Here is an 18,070-nt window from a genome sequence, read left to right as displayed (position 1 = left end):
CGGGGCGGACGCACAATCTCACTCGATGAGGGATAGCCGTGCGCGGCTCATCACGTCGTGATGGTTGCCGAGAAGGGGGAGGGTTGATGAAGGCGTCGAGTCACGACGAGTTCCGGGAGTTCGTAGCGATGCGCTCCACCGCGCTGCTGCGGCTCGCGGTGCTGCTCACCGGCGGGGACCGCCACGGAGCGGAGGATCTGCTGCAGATCGCGTTGATGAAAGTCTATGGACGCTGGTCGAGCATCGAGCAGCCCGAGGCGTACGTACGTCAGGTCCTGTACCGCCAGCAGGTCAACCGCTGGCGGCTGCGCAGACACCGTGCGGAGACGACGGTGCCCGTACTGCCCGAGTCGGGCACCGACGCCGACGCCGGGGCGGAGTCCGAGCTGCGGATCGCGCTGTGGGCGGCGCTCGGCCGGCTGACGAAGCGCCAGCGGGCCGTGGTCGTCCTGCGCTACTTCGAGGACCTGCCGGAGGCCGAGGTCGCGGCGCTGCTGAGGTGTCCGGTCGGCACCGTGCGCAGCACGGCACACAGGTCGCTCGCCAAACTCCGGGTCCTCGTACCGGAACTGGGGCCCGCCGGGCTCGCGGAAGAACAGGCACGGCAGCTCAGTCTTACGCCGAAGGGGGCCCGGGGATGACGACGGAGCAGGTGGAACAGAAGGTCCGGGAGACTCTGCACGCCGTCGACCTGGACCGCGTACGGGCGCCCGGCGACCTGGTCGAGAAGGTGGTGCGGCGGCGCGCCCGACGCCGTTTCTCGCAGGTGGCGGGGACGGCGGCGGCTGTGGCCGCGATCACCGCGGGGGCGGTCCTCGGCTTCGGGGGCGGCGGCGTGACCGACCAGGACAGGCCGACGCGGACGGCGGCGTCGCCGGAGGGCTGGAAGCCGTGGCGGATCAGCGCCCCGGGCGCCACCGAGCGGGGCTGCCTGGTGGACGGCGCCGCGCTGTACTGCGCCGGGTACAAGTACGACGCCGCGAAGTTCGACGCGAACACCGGCGAGCGCCTGTGGACGGTCAAGGTCAACGGCGACGGCGACGGGCGCGACCATCCGTTCGCCGTGCGCGACGGCGTGCTCTACGGCTACCGCAACCACACCGCCGACAAGCAGCCGAACGGCGACTACGCGGGCGGCACCGACCTGATGGCGTTGAACACCGACACCGGCAAGGTGCTGTGGACGGTGGAGCTGGCGAGCGACAACCGCGACGACCAGGCCGCCCTGCTCATCGACGGCGCGGTACTGGCCAACGCCCCGACCGACCGGACGCTGTCGGCCGTCGATCCGCGGACCGGTGAGGTGAAGTGGCGCCACACCTGGGACAAGGGCATCTGGTGCGACCGGACGGTGTTGAACGGTGTCCCCTACCTCCTGTGCGCGCCGGACACCAAGAATCCGCCTGGCTACACCGACGTATTCCGTCTCGACCCTGTCACCGGACGGACCGAGAAGGTCACGGACCTCCCCGGAAGGCAGGGAATCATCGGGATCTCGGGGGACCGGATGGCCCTGGTCACGGTGCCGCCCATGGAAAGCAAGACCCTCACGGAGGAGGCCCGTAGAGCAAAGACCCTGGTGCTGACCCTCGTCGACAGCTCGGGGAAGCAGACCTCACGGTCCTATCGGGTCGAGGGGGGGACGGCCACCCAGCAACTCGTCGGTGATCGTCTGGTCTCCGTGTCCTTGGAGGGCAAGGCCTCCTCCTACTCGCTCACGACCGGAAAGACCCTGTGGACCGCCCCGGTCGGCGTCAAGATGCCCGAGGGGGAGGCGATCTGGGACGGCATCGCGTCTCCCGTGGTGGCGCCGAGCCAGAACGTCGTGTACTTCCTCGGCACGGCCGGCGATCTGTCCGGCCTCGATGTGCGCACGGGCGAGCAGCTCTGGCGCGGTCACGTCGACCTCGGCAAGTACGGGTACATGCCCCAGGTCCTGCTCTACGAGGACGTACTGATCGCCCGTTACGGCAGCAAGATGGTCTCCCTCCTGCCACGCGTGGGCGACTGACCAAAGGCCCCGGGCCGGGGCGGAAAGCCTCGTCCTGGCCCGGGGTGCTCAGATCTGGATTCCGGGCATGAGAGCGTCCGTGGTCGCTCGGTGGCGGTCGCTACCTGTCGCATGTGCGCCGACCGGACCCCGCGGCCTCCCCGTCGAACCGGTACGGCTGCGGGCGCGCCGCCGTATCCTCCGCCGAGCCTGGTGGTGCTCGACGAGGCGGTGCCGCACCGCCCGATCGCCAGGCCCCGAGGCCGTGCGGCGGCGACCGCCGCCCGCGGCACCCGCCCCCACCATGCGCGAGCTGCTGCTCGACCCGAAGATCCCCCCACGTACCTCCACCCCGAGGCCGACGGCCCGCTCAACGTCATGCTCGACAACCCGGAGGCCTTCGTGGTCCGCCGGCGGCGGCGTCGGCGGACTGACGGGCGCAGGCCCGCACAGAGACGTAACAGCACGCTCGTCCGAGTGAATGACTCCGGATTCGCAGGGCGCGCTTCAGGTCTACCCTGGGAGCGTCGCGCTGAGCGGAGGAGGTCTGTCATGCCGATGGCGGAGCCGATCATCAGGCCGGGGTACCAGGGTGAGTACATTTACGGCCCTTTCGATGACCCTGACGGCGACAGCGATGCGGACAGTGGCGTGCCTGACCACACAGGTGCGAGCGTCGAGCAGGTCTTCCAGCTCTTCAGTGCGACGGCTCCCAGGGGCTGGCGCGTGGAGCTGATCGAAGGGGAGATCTGCGTGAGGCCTCCGGCCAACGGGGAGCATGAGGAGATTGTGTCGGAGCTGACGGAGCAGGTCGTCGACCGCCGCCGAGACCGGTCCCTGCGCAATTACACCGGCATCGGGTTGAACGTCCCCGGCGCCTCCATGACAGGGCACGTCGTCCCTGACCTCGCCATCGCTCCCAAGGGCACCTTTGATGACAAGCAGGAGTGGCACGACCCCTCCGCCGTCCTTCTCGTAGCCGAAATCACCTCGACCAGCACCGGGGACCGTGACCGCGAAACGAAGATCCTCGGATACGCCCGCGCCGGTATCCCCCTCTACTTGCTGATCGACCGGGAGGAAGCCGAGGTCACGGTGTTCTCGGAGCCGTCCGGGGAGAGGTACGCAAAGGCGGCAAAGTGCAAGCTGGGCCTGGTCGTGCCGCTGCCCGCCCCTCTTGGCTTCGACCTGGACACCGCCGAGTTCTGAGCCGGAGCGGTCGACCGGGACCCGGTCAGCGAGGTACCGCGTTGGCCACCGTCATCAGGGCCGTGATCGCGAGGAGCGCGGCGGCGACGGAGCGGGCGTGGCGGGTGAGCAGGTCTCGGATCACGGGGACCTCCCGGCGGCGACGCCGAAGCGATGGCGATGTGACAACGACGATGATGCGGCAGCGGCAGCGACGGTGACGTGGCAGTGGGTGCGGCTGCGAACCGAGTGGTTGAGCAGGTGACGTAAGCGCGCTCAACGTGTCGTTCAACGTAAGGCTTTGGTCTGCCAACGGCAAGAGCGTGCTGGGGAGTTGGGGCAAAGCGGCCGGTGCGACCGGGGGTACTGGCATGCTTACGTCATGGCAGGTACGGCCGAGCGTGACGATCCCGAGGTCATCGGGCGCAGAGTGCAGCGACTGCGGACGGAACAGGGCCTCACACAGCGTCAGTTGGCGGAACCGGCATACACCCCGGCGTACATCTCGACCCTGGAGGCCGGCCGGGTCCGGGCCTCCGAACCGGCCCTGCGGCACATCGCCGAACGGCTCGGCGTGGGGTTCGAGGAACTGGCCACCGGCCGGCCCGCCGGGTTCGCCACCGAGCTGCGGCTGCGCCTGACCGGCGCCCAGCGCACCCTCGCCAACGGCGCCACGGAGGCCGCCACCGAGGGGTTCACGGTCGTCCTCGCGGAGGCGGAGGAGTACGGGCTGGTCGCCGAGCAGGCCGACGCGCTGCTCGGACTCGGTGAGTGCGCCCTGGAGACCGGCGACCTGGAGACAGCCCAGCAGCGGTTCGAACAGGCCGAGCAGCGGCTCGGCGACGCCCCGCTGCCGGCCCGCGTCCCCGCCCTGCGCGGCCGCGCGACCGCGCACTACCTCGCCGGTGAACTCCGCTACTCGTGCTACCTGTACGAGTCCACCCTCGACGAGCTGAACCGCAACGGGATGCACGACCCGGACGCGCTGCTCCTCCTCTACACCGGGGTCATCGCCCCCTACATGGACATGGGCGCCCACGCCCGCGCCGCCCAGGCCGCCGAGCTGGCCCTCGCGCTCGCCCCGCAGTCCGGCGACCCCGCCCTCGTCGCCCGTATGCACCGCTCGGTCGCCCGGACGATGATCGCCGAGGGGCGGATCGCCGAGGCCGACGCGTCGCTCGCCAAGGCCTCCGAGCTGTACCGGCAGCTCCAGATCCGCACCGAGCTGGCCAACTGCCACTGGATGCGCGGCTACCTCCACGCCCAGAACGGCGACTACGCCCGTGCCGAGGAGGAGCTGCGCGAGGCCCGGTGCATGCTCTCCGCCAAGCGGGCCGCCCTCTACACCAGCCAGGTCGCCGTCGAACTCGCCGACGTCCTGCACCGGCGCGGCAAGTCCGAGGAGGCCGCCGAACTGCTCCGCGAGGTCCTCAGCGACCTCAGCTCCGAACGCGGCGCCCTGCACTCCGCCGCCGCCCACCGCCTCCTCGGCATCATCGCCGAGGACGCCCGGGACGCGGACGCGGCCGAGGAGCACTATGTACGGGCGCTGAGCCTGCTGGAGCGGGCGGGCGCCGCCGGTGACCTGGCCGACCTGTGCCGGCTACTCGGGGACCTGTACCGCCGCACCGGCCGCGTCGAGGCCGCCCTCGACGCCTACCGCACCGGCCTCGGCCACCGCACCGCCCCCGGCACGACCACCCTCGGCCCGGCCCCCGCACAGCCCCCACTCTGACAAGAAACAGGTGAAGACCGAGGAGCAGCGGAGGAGTTGCGGTGATCCGCGCGGGACTCAGTCGGCGAACTCCCGCGACACGAGCACGGTGCCCTCCTTGTCGTACACCGTGACCTTGCGGGTGAGGCTCCGCAGACGCTCGTCGTGGGGGGCACCCTCCTTGCGGCTCGTGAGCACGTACCAGGCCCCCCACTCGTTGTTGCCGGACAGCCGCAGGATCGTGCCGTCGAGCGTGCGGCCGTCGCGGAGTTCGAGCCGTACTCCGGCCGCCAGGGTCCGGGTGCCGAAGTAGAGGCCGGAGAGGAGCGCGTAGTCGGTGCCCGACGCCGCCTCCTGCATCGCTGCGCCGGGGCGGCTGGTGTCGATGTCCTTGTCGAGCAGGTTCTGGAACTCGGTCAGGTCGGACATCACCGGCTCGTACGCGTGCTTGCCCTCCTTCGTCAGCCAGATCTGCGTGCCTTTGCCGACGTCCACGCGCTCGCCCGGCTCGACGACCCGCATCCGCCCCGCGAGCGGGCCGGAGATCCGGGTGGGTGTGGGCGAGGCGCTGGCGGTCGGGGCCGTAGGAGCCATGGGCTGGACGGTGGCGGGAGGGCCGCCGGGGCGGAGGGTCAGCACCGCGACGAGCGGGAGCAGCAGCAGTCCGCAGCCCGTGCTCAGCGCGGCGGCCCGGCGCCGCCGCCGATGACCGCGGCCGTCCCGTTCGATCGCCTGCAGCGGCACGGGCGGCGGTGTGACGTCGTACGCGGCATCGGCGAACGCCTCGCGCAGCATCCGCCCGGTGTCGGTGTCGGTGTCGTACTCGCCGTCCGCGACCGTACCCAAGTCGATTCCTCCTCCTCTTCCTGTGCGTCTTCCTGCGGTGGTCTCCGGGCCGGTCCCGGAAGTGGGGTGGTTCATGGGCGGGCTCCGGAAACGGGCGACGGGGACGCCGGGGCGAACGGGTGGGAGGAAGGGACGGAGGTGGCGGAGGTGGTGGAGGTGGCCGAGCCGTGGGCGCGGTGGGCCGTGTGGGCCGCATCGGCGAACTCGGGGTGGGCGCGCAGGGCCTGCAGGCCGCGTCGTACATGGGTCTTGACCGTGCCGAGCGAGCAGCCGAGCAGCTGGGCTATCTCGTTCTCGCTGAGGTCCTCCCAGAAGCGGAGCACCAGCACGGACCGCTGCCGGGCCGAAAGGGCCGCCAACGCCTGCGTGACGGCGGCCCGTTGGGCGATCGAGTCGGCGTGCCCGGCGTGCCGTTCGTGCACCCGTTCCGGCAGGAACGGCGTGAGCAGATGGGCCACGCGTCTCTTTCTCACGCGGCTGATGTTGTTGTTCACCAGCGAGCGCCGTACGTAGAAGTCGACGTCGTCGCGCGGTATGCGCCGCCAGCGGGCGTACACCTTCGCCAGGGTGGTCTGCACGAGATCCTCGGCCTCGTGGAAATCGCCGGTCAGCATGTGTGCGGTACGCACCAGACGGGGCCAGGCCGCGGTGGCGTACACGGCGAAGTCACCGGCCTCTGGTGATCCGGGTTTCTGTTGCGGCACGGACGACGGTCCTCGGGATCGGGAACGGGGGAGCATGCCGTGCGGGAGCGGAGCGGTCAAGTCCCGCTCCCGCACGGTCACTTCGGCACGGATGTGCCGGGGCGGGCCGGGGCGTCCCACGGGGAGGGCCACCCCGGACCGGGTCAGCTCAGGCGCAACCGGGAGTAGACGCCGCCCTTGGTGTCGAGGACGGTGACACGGCGCAGGAACTCCTGCCCGTCGTCCACCGGGGGCAGGTCCGCGATGGCGTACCAGACGCCCCATCCCGGCTTCCCGGGCAGCTCGATCAGCTTGCCGTGGACCGTGCCCGTGCTCGTGCCGACCTCCACGCGGGAGGCGGTCCCCGCGCCGCCGTAGTAGAGGCCCGAGAGGTAGTAGCGCCCCTCGAAGGCGGACGCCTGGATCCCCACGCCGGGCCGGGACAGGTCGAGGTTGCCGTCGACGACGCTCCGGAACTGCGGGTCGCCGGGCAGGTCCGGCTCCAGCCAGTGCTTGCCCTCCGCCGTCATCCAGAGCTCGAATCCCGGCGCGGCGACGACGTGTTCACCGGGCTGGACGATGCGCGGAGTCGGCGCCTTCCTGGCCGCCGCCTCCACCACCGCCACCGCCGTGCCGGCACCGTGCGCCGTCTCCCCCCGCGAGACGGCGTACGACGTCGTCGATGCCCCCGCCAGCAGCGTGGTCAGCGCTGCGACGGCGACGAATGTGTGCATCCGTGCCATGGTCATGAACGGACGACCCCCAAAGGTGTGTTGGTCCAGGTGCGTTGGTCTGACACTCCTGAAACCCGGGAGTCGTACGGGACGGATGACACCGGCGGAACATTTTTCCCAGCCCCTTCCAAGCCCCCTTCTCAGCCCCTTTCCCCGGCGCCGTCCACCGGGCGCTCAGCTCAGCTCGCTGCCGGCCTTCCACCGCTCCCAGCTCAGGTTCCAGTCGCCGTACCCGTTCCCGACGGCCACGGTCTCCTTCGAGCCGGTCACCTTCACCACGTCCCCGGGGATGACCTGGTCGTAGAACCGTTTCGCCGTCCCGTCGTCCGCGAGGCCCACGCAGCCGTGGGTGACGTTCTGCCGGCCTGCGTACGTGTTGGCCTTCGGGTTCTCGTGGAGGTAGGTGCCGGAGGCGGTGAGGTGGACCGCGTACCCGTACCAGCCGGCGTACGAGTCGCCGTAGCCGACCGAGCGGGAGTCCATGAACACCCGGCGCTGCTTGTCGGAGACGACCATCGTGCCGTTCCAGGTCTCCATGCCGGGCGCGCCCGCGGTGACCGGGATGCGCTGGGTCGAGCCGTCCTTCTCGACGGTCATGGTGTGGCGGAGTACGTCGACCGTGGCGATCAGTGAGCGGCCGATGGTGAAGTGCCGGGTGAGGTTCGCGCCGCCGATCCGGACGGTGACCTTCGTGCCGGGCTTCCAGTAGGTGCGGGGCCGGTAGTCGACGCGTTGCCCGTCGGCGAGGTCGCGGTCCTTGACCCAGCTCCAGGAGCCCTCGGTGGCGGTGTCCGTCTCGATCTTCAACTGCCGTTCCACGGCGGCGCGTTCGGACTCCGGGACCGGACTGTCGAAGGTGACGGATATCGGCATGCCGACCCCCACGGTCTGCCCGTCGGCGATGTTCACGCGCGCGCCGTCGAAGGCCTTCAGCGGGGTGGGACTCGGCTTCACGTTCACGGCCTCGGTGCCGGCCTCGCCCCCGCTGCCCGCCCCCGAGCCCGTCTCCGCGTCCGCCCGGGCATGGGCCTCCGGTATCGCGCTCGGCCCTTCGACCCGCACCCCCTCCCCGATCCCCGCACAGCCCGTGAGCGTCAGCGCGGCCGCGCACGCGGCCGTCGCGGCGAGCACGCGGACGAGGCGCCGGGCCCGCCCCGTCCTCGTGGTCCTGCCTCTCGTGGCACTCTTCCCCGAGGTGCTGCTCCTCGTGGTCATGGTGTTCCCCCCAGTTGTCTTTCGAGCGGTCTGTTTCCGTGATGTGTTTCGATGTGCGGCGTACGTACGGAACCTGTACGCACGACGGGGGCGACCGGGTTGCACGGCGACACAGGTGACTTCGGACAACGGCGGGGGCATGACCGAGGAAGAGTTCGACGCGTTCTACGCCACCGCGTTCCCCCGGCTGACCGGCCAGCTCTACGCCTTCACCGGGGACCACGGTGAGGCGCAGGACGTGGTGCAGGAGGCATTCGTACGGGCCTGGGACCGGCGGCGGGACTTCCTCGCGGAGGGGGCGCCCGAGGCGTGGATCCGCACCGTGGCGATGCGGCTCGCGGTGAGCCGGTGGCGGCGGGCGCGCCGCTGGCTGGAGCTGGTGGGCCGCAATCCGCCCCAGGAACACGCGCCGGGACCCGATCCCGAGCGCGCGGTACTGGTCGACGCGTTGCGCAGGATTCCGGAGGCACAGCGGATGGCGGTGGTTCTGCACCATCTGTGCGACTTGAGTGTCGAGCAGGTAGCCTCCGAGACCGGCGCCCCCGTGGGCACCGTCAAGGCCCGGCTGTCCCGCGGCCGGGCGGCGCTGGCGCGCGAACTGGCCCCCGGCGAGGGTGAGAAGGAGGACGGACGTGTCCGATGAACTCACCGTCCGGCTGCGCGAGCTGGCCGAGACCGCCGAGGCCCTGCCGCCCGGGTCCGGCGCCGAGGTCCGCGCCACCGCCGGCCGCCGTCGACGCCGCCGCCGTACGACCGCCGCCGTCGCGGGCGGCTGCGCGGCGGCGGGCCTCGCCGCCGTCCTCACCCTGAACGTCGCCTCCCACGGCACCGAACAGCGCCCGTCCACGGCCGCGGCCTCCCCGCCCAGTGCGTCGGTGGCTCCCCACGCCACCGTGGACCTCTCCCGCCGCGTCCTCACCTTCGCCGGCCGCGAACTGCCCATCTCCGCCGGCGCAACCAAGACCCCGACCCCGACCGGCCTGATGACCGTCACCGTCAAGAGGAGTGCCATGGTCGTCCATGGGCAGACGGTCGGCTACGGATCCGGGTACGACCTGAAGTTGACATGGGTCCTGGAACTGTCCCCGATCGAGGCGAGCGCCACGGGCAGTACCACGGGCGGTACACGCGTCCCCACCGAGGCGCCCGACGGGACCGAGGCAACCGCCCCCACCGAGGCGAGCGACACCGGCGACAGCGGCAACACAGGCGACTCCGGCGACTCCGGCGAAGGGGTCGACACGGACGGGAGGGCGAGTGGCGCGCCGACGCGGAGCCCTGCCCCGGGGGCGCTCTGGATCGCCGCCATCACCTACTACGAGAAGGCCCCCGGCAACCTCGACGTCACCACCGGCTGGCTCGGCCTGCGCACCACCGACGCGCGGTGGCTGTACGAACGGCTGTCCGAGGGCGCGATCGTGGAGATCCGGGACAAGGGCCCGACCACGACCACGACCCCGACCCCGGCCATCACCCTCCCCACGCCCGCCGACGACCCGGTCCCCCAGACCGCCCGGACGGAAAGCCCCGCGCCCGGCTGACCGCAGGGCGAGCGGTACGGGGGGAGCCGTACGGGGGGAGTCGTTCACCCACATGCCCTTGTGCGCTGGTGGACGGACCCGAGCGGTGTTGGCGTGGGAGCGGAAACGTCGTGCTCTTGGGAGGCTCCGCCATGCGTCGTCCGTACCGTGTTCTCGCCCGGGTCGTGGTCCTCGGGATGCTCGCGGGCGCGGCGGCCTGCGTCGCGGACGACCCGGGGTACCCGCGCGGCTTCCCCGAGGCCGCCGTCGTCGACGACACGGCCTCCCCCTCACCCTCCGCCCCGCCCGCCCCCGCCCTCACCGACGCCCGGGTCAGAAGCGCCCTGCTCCGCCAGGACGACCTCGGCGACGCCTGGGCCGGCACCCAGGGCGCGGCGACCTGGCGGGACGGCCTCCTCAAGGGCCGCACCGACCGCCCCGAGTGCCAGGAACTCCTCGACGCGGTGTACACCGAGGACGTCCTCGGCAAACCCAGGGGCGAGACGGCCGTCACGGGCTTCGACGACGACGAGTACGGTGCCCAGCTGCGCTACCAGGTGGGCGCGTACGACAGGGCCGACGTCGACACCCGCCTCGGCCACCTCCGCCAACTCGTGGACGAGTGCGGGGAGTTCACCATCACCGGCACCCAGGGGCGGGAGTACGGCGCCGAGGTCACCCCCGTCGAACTCCCCGGCGACCTGGGCGACGCCCGGCAGGGGCTGCGGCTGGTCGTCAGCGGTGACGTCGAGGGCGAGGACAGCGCCCTCACCCTCGACCTCGCCACGGTACGCGTCGGCGACACCGCCGCCCTCCTCACCCACGGCGGCCTCTACGGCATCGACGACACCGCCACCCGCGACGCCGCCCAGGCGGGAGCCAAACGCCTCCAGAAACTCCTGAAGAAGGAGCAACAGGAAAAGAAGGCGAAGAAGAAGCCGGAGAAGGGCGAGAAGAAGCCGAAGAAGGCACCGTCCGACGAGGGGTCCACCGAGGAGAGTGCCCCGGACGGGCAGTCCCCCGACGAGACGTCGTCCGACGAAGAGGACTCCTCCTAGATGGCGCTCCAGGTCCCACTGGTAGGGGCCGGTGCGCGCGGTGCACTCCGGCGCGGGCGCCGCCGCGGCGGCGGGGACCGCCGTCCAGCCCAGCAGGGCGCAGGACACCGCCGCGACCGTACGTATCCGGGTCTTCCGCGTCCTTCGTCGGGTCGTCAACGCGGCCTCCGGTACTTACTCACTCACACACTCATCGCCGAACCCCCTCCCAGAGATACGGCGTCCAGCGGACGCCGGAGACGTCCTGCTGGGCCGAACGGGAACCGGCGTCGGGCCGCCCACCGTTGTCTGCCGGTGGGCGGCCCGTCTCGTGTGACGCGTTCGGGTCAGGGCATCAGCACTTCTTGCCCTTGCACGGCTCTCCTCGCAGGTTGAAGAGCTTCACGGACAGCCCGCTGCCGTACGAGGCGTTCTTCGGGGTGAGGACGTACGGCCCGGTGACCGGCTGCTCCGGCTTGAGGTAGCCCTCAAAAACGTCGGTCTCCACCAGGTAGTACGTGCCCGGCAGGAGCGAGCCGAAGGAGCAGCGGCCGGTGCGGGAGCTGGCGCAGTCGTTGACGAACCTGTCCTTCCTCATGCCGTACCGCTGGAGGCCGCGGACGCCGTTGACGTCCTGCCACAGCTCGAACACCGCGCCGGCCAACGGCCTGTTGCTCTTCCTGTCGAGCTTCACGAGCGTCAGCCGCACCGAGGGGGTGAGGCCGGCGTCGACCGTGTGGTTCACATGGCCGGGGTCACCGACGCGGACGGTGGTCCGGCCGTACGGGGCGGCGTCGGAGTCGATCGCGCGGTTCGAACCGGCGTTCCTCACCGTCCATGTGAGGGAGGAGCGGCTCGGGTTGCCCGGCAGGGCGGACGTGTCGATGCCGCTGTAGTCGAACGAGACCCGGTAGGTGGTGTTCGGCTTGAGACCCTGCCCGCCGCCGACGTAGTACTCGCCGTTCGCGTCGGTGGACGTGGTGAGGTCGGGGCCGGACCGCGACATCGGGTCGAGCGTCACCTTCACGCCCTTGAGCGGCGGCTCGGACGGGTCCTGGACGCCGTTGCCGTTGGCGTCGTACCAGACGCGGTTGCCGACCTGGACGGGCGCCCGGTCGCAGACCAGCGCCAGGTCGGCGAGGCCGTTGCCCTTGCCGAAGAGCAGGGCGCGCTGCCTGGCGTCGCTGCTCCAGGTGTTCTGGATCGTGAGGTTGCCCTCCGTCTTGCCCTTGTCGGCGTTCCAGCGGCGTACGCCCTGTTCCCAGGGGTGGTTGTCGAACGGGTCGTAGACCGTGCTCCACAGCTTGTTCCGGAACGGCAGGAGGGCCGTGCCGCCCTGGGTGACCTGGTCCTCGTGGGCGTCCACCAGCCTGGTCGAGTCGTCGTAGAACTCGCCGTGGCCCGGACCCTCGTCGTTGTTGGGCTGTGCGCCGTAGAGCGCGTCGCACCGGGCGTTGTTCTCCGGCGTGTACGTCGTACCGGACTTGCACACGCGCAGCACGTCACCGGCGGCGACAGCTCTGACCAGGTTCTTCTTGTGGGCGTTGAAGGGGTATGTCGCCGTGCCCTGCATGTCGGCGAAGCGGTCGCGGAAGCCCAGGACCAGGTCGCCGTTGTCGGCGATCTCGATGTTGGACAGGATCGGCTGCGGCGCGGCGACGAAGGAGAGGTTCCGGGGCGTGGGTACGCGCTGGTTCCACGCCTCCCACATGGCGCTCAGCGGTTGGCCGACGGCGGAGGGCTTGGTGCAGCGGGGAGTGGTCGCGGGCAGTCCGGTGAACCGGTACACGCAGCCGCGCGGGTAGTTCATCGCCGTGTGGAACAGCGGTTGGAACGAGCCCTGGGAGAACTCGTAGACGTGCGAGGTGACCTGGGACGGGTCGCCCCACGGGGCGTTCCTGGTGACCGTGTTCTCCGCGCCGCACACCCCGCCGACGAGCACGCGCCCGCCGCGCACCCCGATGCCGTACGGGTGCCAGTGGCCGGCGCAGTCCTTCGGCCTGGGAATGACGTGCGACCGGTACCTGCCCGGGTAGACCCCGTCGCCGCTGCCGCGGATCGGCACGGCGTACAGCCGGGAGTCGTTGAGGCTGACCGCGTAGAGGGTCCTGCCGTCACCGGAGACGTCGACGTCACCGATGCCCTCCCGGCCGACCCTTCTGTAGACCGGGTCGTCACGGAGCCAGCCGTCGGACTCGTCGTGCTCGGTCAGCAGGCCCGGCAGGGTGACGAAGGTGCTCACCCCGGAGGCGCTGTTGCGTCGGTAGATCGTGTTGGTCGCGCCCGCCGGCCCGTACGCCGCGTGCCGCTTGACCAGCGTGCCCATGTACGTGTTGCCGATCCGGTCGTTGCCGATGCCGAAAACGGCCCCCTGCTGCTGGTTGTTGGTCAGCCGGCGGACCGTGCCGCCGGGGTGGGTGTCGGAGAAGTTCCCCGCGAACGACACCAGACCCTGGTGGGTGTCGGACGCGTCGCCCTTCGTCAGGTTGCAGGTCACCAGGTCGGGATTCTCCTGGCAGTAGACCCCGGGCTCCCAGAACCCGGTGGTGTACGTCGTGCTCCGGCCCCCGGAGACGTCCACGAAGCCGACGCCGCTGCGCATGACTTTCGGGCCGTCGCCGAGGCCCGCGATCGCAGGCTGGAGGGTGTGGGGGTCGGGGTTGTGGACCTGGACGCGGTACTTGCCGCCCTGCAGTGTGGTGGTCGCCGGCTGGAACCAGGCGACGCCCCAGGAGTTGGTGGTCAGGGCCACCACGGTCCCCTGGTCGTCGGTCAGCGTGACCCGCACACCGGCCCGGCCCTTCTCCATGCCGTGGTCGTACGCCCCGTCGGTGTCCACGTCGTTGACGACGCGTACGGTCACGTTGCCGTCGCCGGGTGCCCTGCCGTCCGCGATGCTTCCGGCGCCGGCGCCGGCGCCGGCGCCGGCGCCGGCGGGGACCGCCTCGCCGGCCAGTCCGACCACCAGCGCCGCCGAGAGGGCCAGGGCCAGACCCACGCCCCCCGGAGTTCTTCGCTTCACGCCACGTCCCTCTTCTCCTGATGTCCTGCCGAGGCGACGGAAACCGGTGCCCGAAGCCGACCCCTGCATTCATATGAGGTGCCAAGCGTCACTAATCAGGCCGAACGGGGCACGGGGCGCGGGAGGAGCGCGGGGCGAGGGCAGGGCGAGGGCGGGAGAGTGGGGCGCGATGCCGGAAATGCGGAGATCCGGGGGAGGTGGGGGACGCCGAAGAGTGGGGCCGGGTACTGGGGCCGGGGAGTGGGGCCGGCCCGACGAGTTCCACCCGGTCGGTCCAATGAGAGCGCCCTCGGATGGCGTACCGCGGTGACTGGCGGTAAGTCAGACCAGTGGATCCGCCGGTGGACCCGTCAGTGGATCGGCCGGTGGACCCGCCAATGGATCGGCCGGTGGACCCGCCAATGGATCGGGCAATGGATCCGCCAGTGACTGTTCCGCCCAGATCACCTTGCCCTCGGGCAGGAAGCGGGTGCCCCAGCGCTGGGTGAACTGGGAGATGAGGAAGAGGCCGCGGCCGCCCTCGTCGGTGGTGCGCGGGTGGCGCAGATGGGGCGCGGTGGCGCCGCCGTCGAACACCTCGCAGACCAGGGTGCGTTCGAGGATGAGCCGGAGTCGGATGGGCCCGGCGGCGTGCCGGATCGCGTTGGTGACCAGTTCGCTGACGACCAGTTCGGTGGTGAACGCCAGCTCCTCCAGCCCCCACGCACCGAGCTGTCGGGCGGTGGTCTTGCGGGCCTCCGCGACGAGCGCCGGGTCGGCCGGCAGTTCCCAGGAGGCGACCCGGTGGGCGGGCAGCCGCCGGGTGCGGGCCAGGAGGAGGGCGACGTCGTCGGTGGGGTGGGCCGGGGCGAGGGAGTCGAGGACGCGTTGGGCGTGCCGTTCGAGCAGGGGCTCGGGCCGGGCCAGCGCGCGGCACAGCGCCTCGCGGGAGGCCCCGGCGAGCAGTCCGTCGGTGTGCAGCGCGATGACGGTGCCCTCGGGGAGGTCCATCTCCAGCACCTCGAAGGGCCGCTGGTCGACGCCGAGCGCCGGCCCCTCGGGAAGCTCGGGGAAGGTGACCGTCCCGTCGGGGGCGACCAGGGCCGGGGCGAACGGCCCGGCGGAGGCCATCGCGCACGTCCCCGACACCGGGTCGTGGACGACGTACAGACAGCGTGCCCCGACCGTGTGGACGCTGCCCCCGCCCGGCTCGGATCCCTCCTGCCGCGCCGACTTGGCGACCATGTCGTCGAGGTGGGCGAGCACCTCGTCCGGCGGCAGATCGAGGTCGGCGAGGGTGCGTACGGCCGTACGGAGGCGGCCCATGGCGGCGGCGCCGTCGATGCCGTGGCCCGCGACCTCGCCGACGACGAGGGCGACGCGGGCTCCGGAGAGCGGGATGACGTCGTACCAGTCGCCGCCGAGGCCGGTCAGTTCGTCGGCGGGCCGGTAGCGGACGGCGACCTCGGCCGCGTCCTGCTCGGGCAGCCGGCGCGGCAGCAGGCTGCGCTGGAGGACGAGGGCGGCGTCCCGCTCGCGCGTGTACCGACGGGCGTTGTCGACGCAGATGGCGGCCCGGCCGACCAACTCCTCGGCGAGGCCCAGGTCGACCGCGTCGAAGGGGTCCTGCCGGTCGCGCCGGAAGAACTTGGTGATGCCGAGTGTGGTGCCCCGCGCCCGTACCGGCACGATCATCACGCTGTGCAGCCCGAGCGCCTCCACGCTCACCGTCCGGTCGCCGGGCACGGCCTCGGCCCACTCCGCCGACAGCGGGTCGAGCCTCGGCTCCGACCAGGACCGGCCGTCGACCAGCGCACGCACCGGGGGTGATCCGGCCGCGTACGAGACGATCGCGCCGACCTCCAGAACGGCCTCCGGCACCCCGGCGTGCACGGACTGCTGGGCGATCCGCCGCAGCGGGACGGACCCGTCCCCGAGGGGGCCCGGCTCGGCGCCCCGCAGCACCGAGTCCACCAGGTCGACTGTCACGAAGTCGGCGAGCGTCGGCACGACCACGTCCGCCAGCTCCTGCGCGGTCCGCCGTACGTCGAGGGTCCGGCCGATCTGCTCACCGGCCCGGTCCAGCAGCGCCAGCCGGATGCGGGCGCGGTGCTGCTCCGACACGTCGACCACCGTGTAGTACACGCCGATGGCCCGCCCGTGGTCGTCCTCCAGCCGTGTGAACGACATGGCGTGCGCGGTCTCGCGGTGCGGAGACGACCGGACCCGGCCCACGTGCTCGTAGTCGAGCACCGGCACGCCCGTCTCCAGCACCCGCCGCATCTGTGTCTCGATGCGCTCGGCGTCGAGCCCCGGCTGCACCTCCGCGAGCCGAAGCCCCACCCGCTCGTGCGCCCGCCCGCCTCCGAACCGCTCCAACGCCGCGTTGGACCACACGAACCGCAGCTCCGTGTCCACTATCGCGATCCCCACGGGCGACCACGCGGTCATCCGCTCCAGCACGGTCCGGCTCATGTCCCAGCCGGGAGCCTGGGTGGCGTCGGAGACGAGGGCCACCCAGTGGGCGGCCTTGAGGGGGTCGGGGGAGGGAGGGGGAGAGGAGGGCGACGGGGATGGAGAGGGGGATGGCGAGAGGGGTGGGGATGCGGACGGGTACGGGGACGGAGAGGGGGCTGAGGACAGGGATGGGGAGAAGGGCAGGCGTGCGGAGGGGGATTGGGGCGGCGGCGGAAAGTCGGGGGCGGGTGTGGCCTGCCGGACCGTGGGCCTGCTGGGGCCCTGGGCGGCCGGCCAGGCGCCGCGCTCTCGCGCCGACGCGTGCCCGGCCTCGGGCGCGGGCGGCCGTGGGGTTGCCTGCGTCGCTGGTGAGGCGGTCTGGGGTGAGGCGGTCTGGGGTGACGCGATCCGTGGTGGTGCGCTCTGTGGTGATGAGGTCTGGGATGACGCGGCCCATGGTGACGTGGCCCGTGGTGGGGCGGGCTTGGGAGGGGGCGGGCTCTGCCGGGCCGGGCTTCCGGTGTTTCCGGCGGCCGGCCAAGTACCCGCCTCCCGGGCAGGGGCGCGCCCGACCTCGGGCGAGGGCGACGCCGGGGTTGCGGACCGGGTCGGAGGCGGTGGCGGTGGTGGTGTGACGGACCGGGGCACGTCGGGGTAACCGGGACGCGGCGCGGGCCAGGCGCCGGGAACCGACGCCGAGGCCGCCATGTCGACGGGACCGGTGGAACCGGCCGAGGGGGCCGCACCGGGCGGGACGGCGGAACCGGACGGGAGGGCGGAGCCGGCGGAGGGGGCTGCACTGAGCGGGACGGCGGAACCGGGCGGGACGGCGGAACCGGGCGGGACGGCCGAACCGGCGGAATCAGCTGAGGGGATCACATCGGCCGAGGCAGCCGCCGCCGCGGTCGCCGCCGTCGCCTCCCGCGTCGGGACGACCCGGACCATCACCTTGACGCGGTGGCCGTCGCGGTGGCGGGCGGTGAGGATGCCGGACCAGCCGCCGAGGGCACGATGGGCCTCGGCCAGTGAACCGATGCGTTCGCCGTCCTCGTCGACCAGGAGCGTACGGACGCTGCGGCCCAGGATCTCGGCCGCCGGATACCCGAAGAGCCGCTCCGCGTCCCGGGTCCAGCTCGTCACGAACCCGTCCGCGTCGATCAGCAACGGCGCGGCATCGGCCACGTCGAAGCGCTGACGGGAAACGGCACTGTCCCTGTCGGTCCCCACGGCGGCCCTCTCTGTCGCTGAGACGCCCTCAGGCCCCATTATTCACCTTGTGTGATCGCAGGCAGGCCAACTTGTGACGGCGCAAATCACACGGCCGCACGCCGTGGCGCGCGGACCGGCACGCACCAAGTGCCCACGAGGCACGCGACCGCCGCGCATGAGCCCCACAGGACCGGGCGGGATCGGGCGTGATCGGGACGAAGCCCCCGCACGAACAGCCCGAAGCCCCACACACGGACGCCCTCGCCCCGGACCACCCATGCAGCTGTACGCCGGTAATGCGCCCCCGTGCGCCCCCTGAGCTCCGGCGTGTCGGACCGACCGCCCCCTCCACGGGAGGGGTGCGGAGGGGGCGGTCGGTGGCCGAATCAGGCCCATTGGGACTGGACCTGGACTGGACCCGGGCCTGGGTCTGGACCTGGGGCTGAGCCCTGGATTGGGTCTGGGATCGGGAACCG

At 71.8% G+C, this 18,070-nt stretch carries 13 protein-coding genes; 7 read left to right on the top strand and 6 right to left on the bottom strand.

The genetic code is table 11. The annotated features are described in order from the left end of the window. Positions 1–86: 86 nt before the first annotated feature. The 4 genes from OG622_RS24170 to OG622_RS24155 all read left to right on the top strand — a co-directional run bounded on the left by OG622_RS24170 (position 87) and on the right by OG622_RS24155 (position 4,913). A complete protein-coding gene (locus tag OG622_RS24170; protein ID WP_371578722.1) occupies positions 87–641 on the top strand; it encodes a SigE family RNA polymerase sigma factor in 555 nt (184 codons plus the stop codon). Further along, complete coding sequence (locus OG622_RS24165) at positions 638–2,011, top strand: PQQ-binding-like beta-propeller repeat protein (RefSeq protein ID WP_371578721.1); 1,374 nt, start codon at positions 638–640, stop codon at positions 2,009–2,011. The genes OG622_RS24170 and OG622_RS24165 overlap by 4 nt, the downstream gene beginning before the upstream one ends. Before the next feature lie 531 nt (positions 2,012–2,542). Next, positions 2,543–3,199: a Uma2 family endonuclease gene (locus tag OG622_RS24160; RefSeq protein ID WP_371578720.1), complete on the top strand. Its 657-nt coding sequence runs from the start codon at positions 2,543–2,545 to the stop codon at positions 3,197–3,199. Positions 3,200–3,560: 361 nt separating this feature from the next. Then, a complete protein-coding gene (locus OG622_RS24155; protein WP_371578719.1) occupies positions 3,561–4,913 on the top strand; it encodes a tetratricopeptide repeat protein in 1,353 nt (450 codons plus the stop codon). Positions 4,914–4,970: 57 nt separating this feature from the next. Here OG622_RS24155 and OG622_RS24150 read toward each other — a convergent pair whose 3' ends face one another. The 4 genes from OG622_RS24150 to OG622_RS24135 all read right to left on the bottom strand — a co-directional run bounded on the left by OG622_RS24150 (position 4,971) and on the right by OG622_RS24135 (position 8,370). Continuing rightward, a complete protein-coding gene (locus OG622_RS24150; protein ID WP_371578717.1) occupies positions 4,971–5,738 on the bottom strand; it encodes a hypothetical protein in 768 nt (255 codons plus the stop codon). 71 nt (positions 5,739–5,809) lie between these two features. Then, positions 5,810–6,442, bottom strand: a complete 633-nt coding sequence (locus tag OG622_RS24145) for a SigE family RNA polymerase sigma factor (protein ID WP_371578716.1) — start codon at positions 6,440–6,442, stop codon at positions 5,810–5,812. Between the two features lie 143 nt (positions 6,443–6,585). Beyond that, positions 6,586–7,155 carry a hypothetical protein gene (locus tag OG622_RS24140; RefSeq protein WP_371578715.1) on the bottom strand — a complete coding sequence of 190 codons (570 nt, stop codon included), beginning with the start codon at positions 7,153–7,155 and terminating at the stop codon, positions 6,586–6,588. 174 nt (positions 7,156–7,329) lie between these two features. Beyond that, positions 7,330–8,370, bottom strand: a complete 1,041-nt coding sequence (locus OG622_RS24135; protein ID WP_371578714.1) for an Ig-like domain-containing protein — start codon at positions 8,368–8,370, stop codon at positions 7,330–7,332. A 139-nt stretch (positions 8,371–8,509) separates the two neighbouring features. Between OG622_RS24135 and OG622_RS24130 the strand changes: the two genes are divergently transcribed. The 3 genes from OG622_RS24130 to OG622_RS24120 all read left to right on the top strand — a co-directional run bounded on the left by OG622_RS24130 (position 8,510) and on the right by OG622_RS24120 (position 10,948). Next, on the top strand, positions 8,510–9,013 hold the full coding sequence (locus OG622_RS24130) for a SigE family RNA polymerase sigma factor (protein WP_371578713.1): 504 nt from the start codon (positions 8,510–8,512) through the stop codon (positions 9,011–9,013). Then, the gene (locus OG622_RS24125) at positions 9,003–9,911 is read left to right on the top strand and encodes a L,D-transpeptidase (RefSeq protein WP_371578712.1); all 909 of its coding nucleotides are present in this window, start codon (positions 9,003–9,005) and stop codon (positions 9,909–9,911) included. Before OG622_RS24130 ends, OG622_RS24125 begins: the two co-directional genes overlap by 11 nt. A 131-nt stretch (positions 9,912–10,042) precedes the next feature. After that, a complete protein-coding gene (locus tag OG622_RS24120) occupies positions 10,043–10,948 on the top strand; it encodes a hypothetical protein (protein WP_371578711.1) in 906 nt (301 codons plus the stop codon). Between the two features lie 334 nt (positions 10,949–11,282). On the opposite strand, the gene OG622_RS24115 is transcribed toward OG622_RS24120, so the two are convergent. Further along, on the bottom strand, positions 11,283–13,949 hold the full coding sequence (locus OG622_RS24115; protein ID WP_371578710.1) for an SdrD B-like domain-containing protein: 2,667 nt from the start codon (positions 13,947–13,949) through the stop codon (positions 11,283–11,285). Between the two features lie 321 nt (positions 13,950–14,270). Beyond that, the gene (locus tag OG622_RS24110) at positions 14,271–17,612 is read right to left on the bottom strand and encodes a SpoIIE family protein phosphatase (protein WP_371578709.1); all 3,342 of its coding nucleotides are present in this window, start codon (positions 17,610–17,612) and stop codon (positions 14,271–14,273) included. Positions 17,613–18,070 lie beyond the last annotated feature (458 nt).

This window comes from Streptomyces sp. NBC_01314, from assembly GCF_041435215.1.
Lineage (GTDB): Bacteria > Actinomycetota > Actinomycetes > Streptomycetales > Streptomycetaceae > Streptomyces.
The sequence above is the reverse complement of the archived record's forward strand: the minus strand, read 5'-3'. Positions and strand labels throughout refer to the sequence as shown.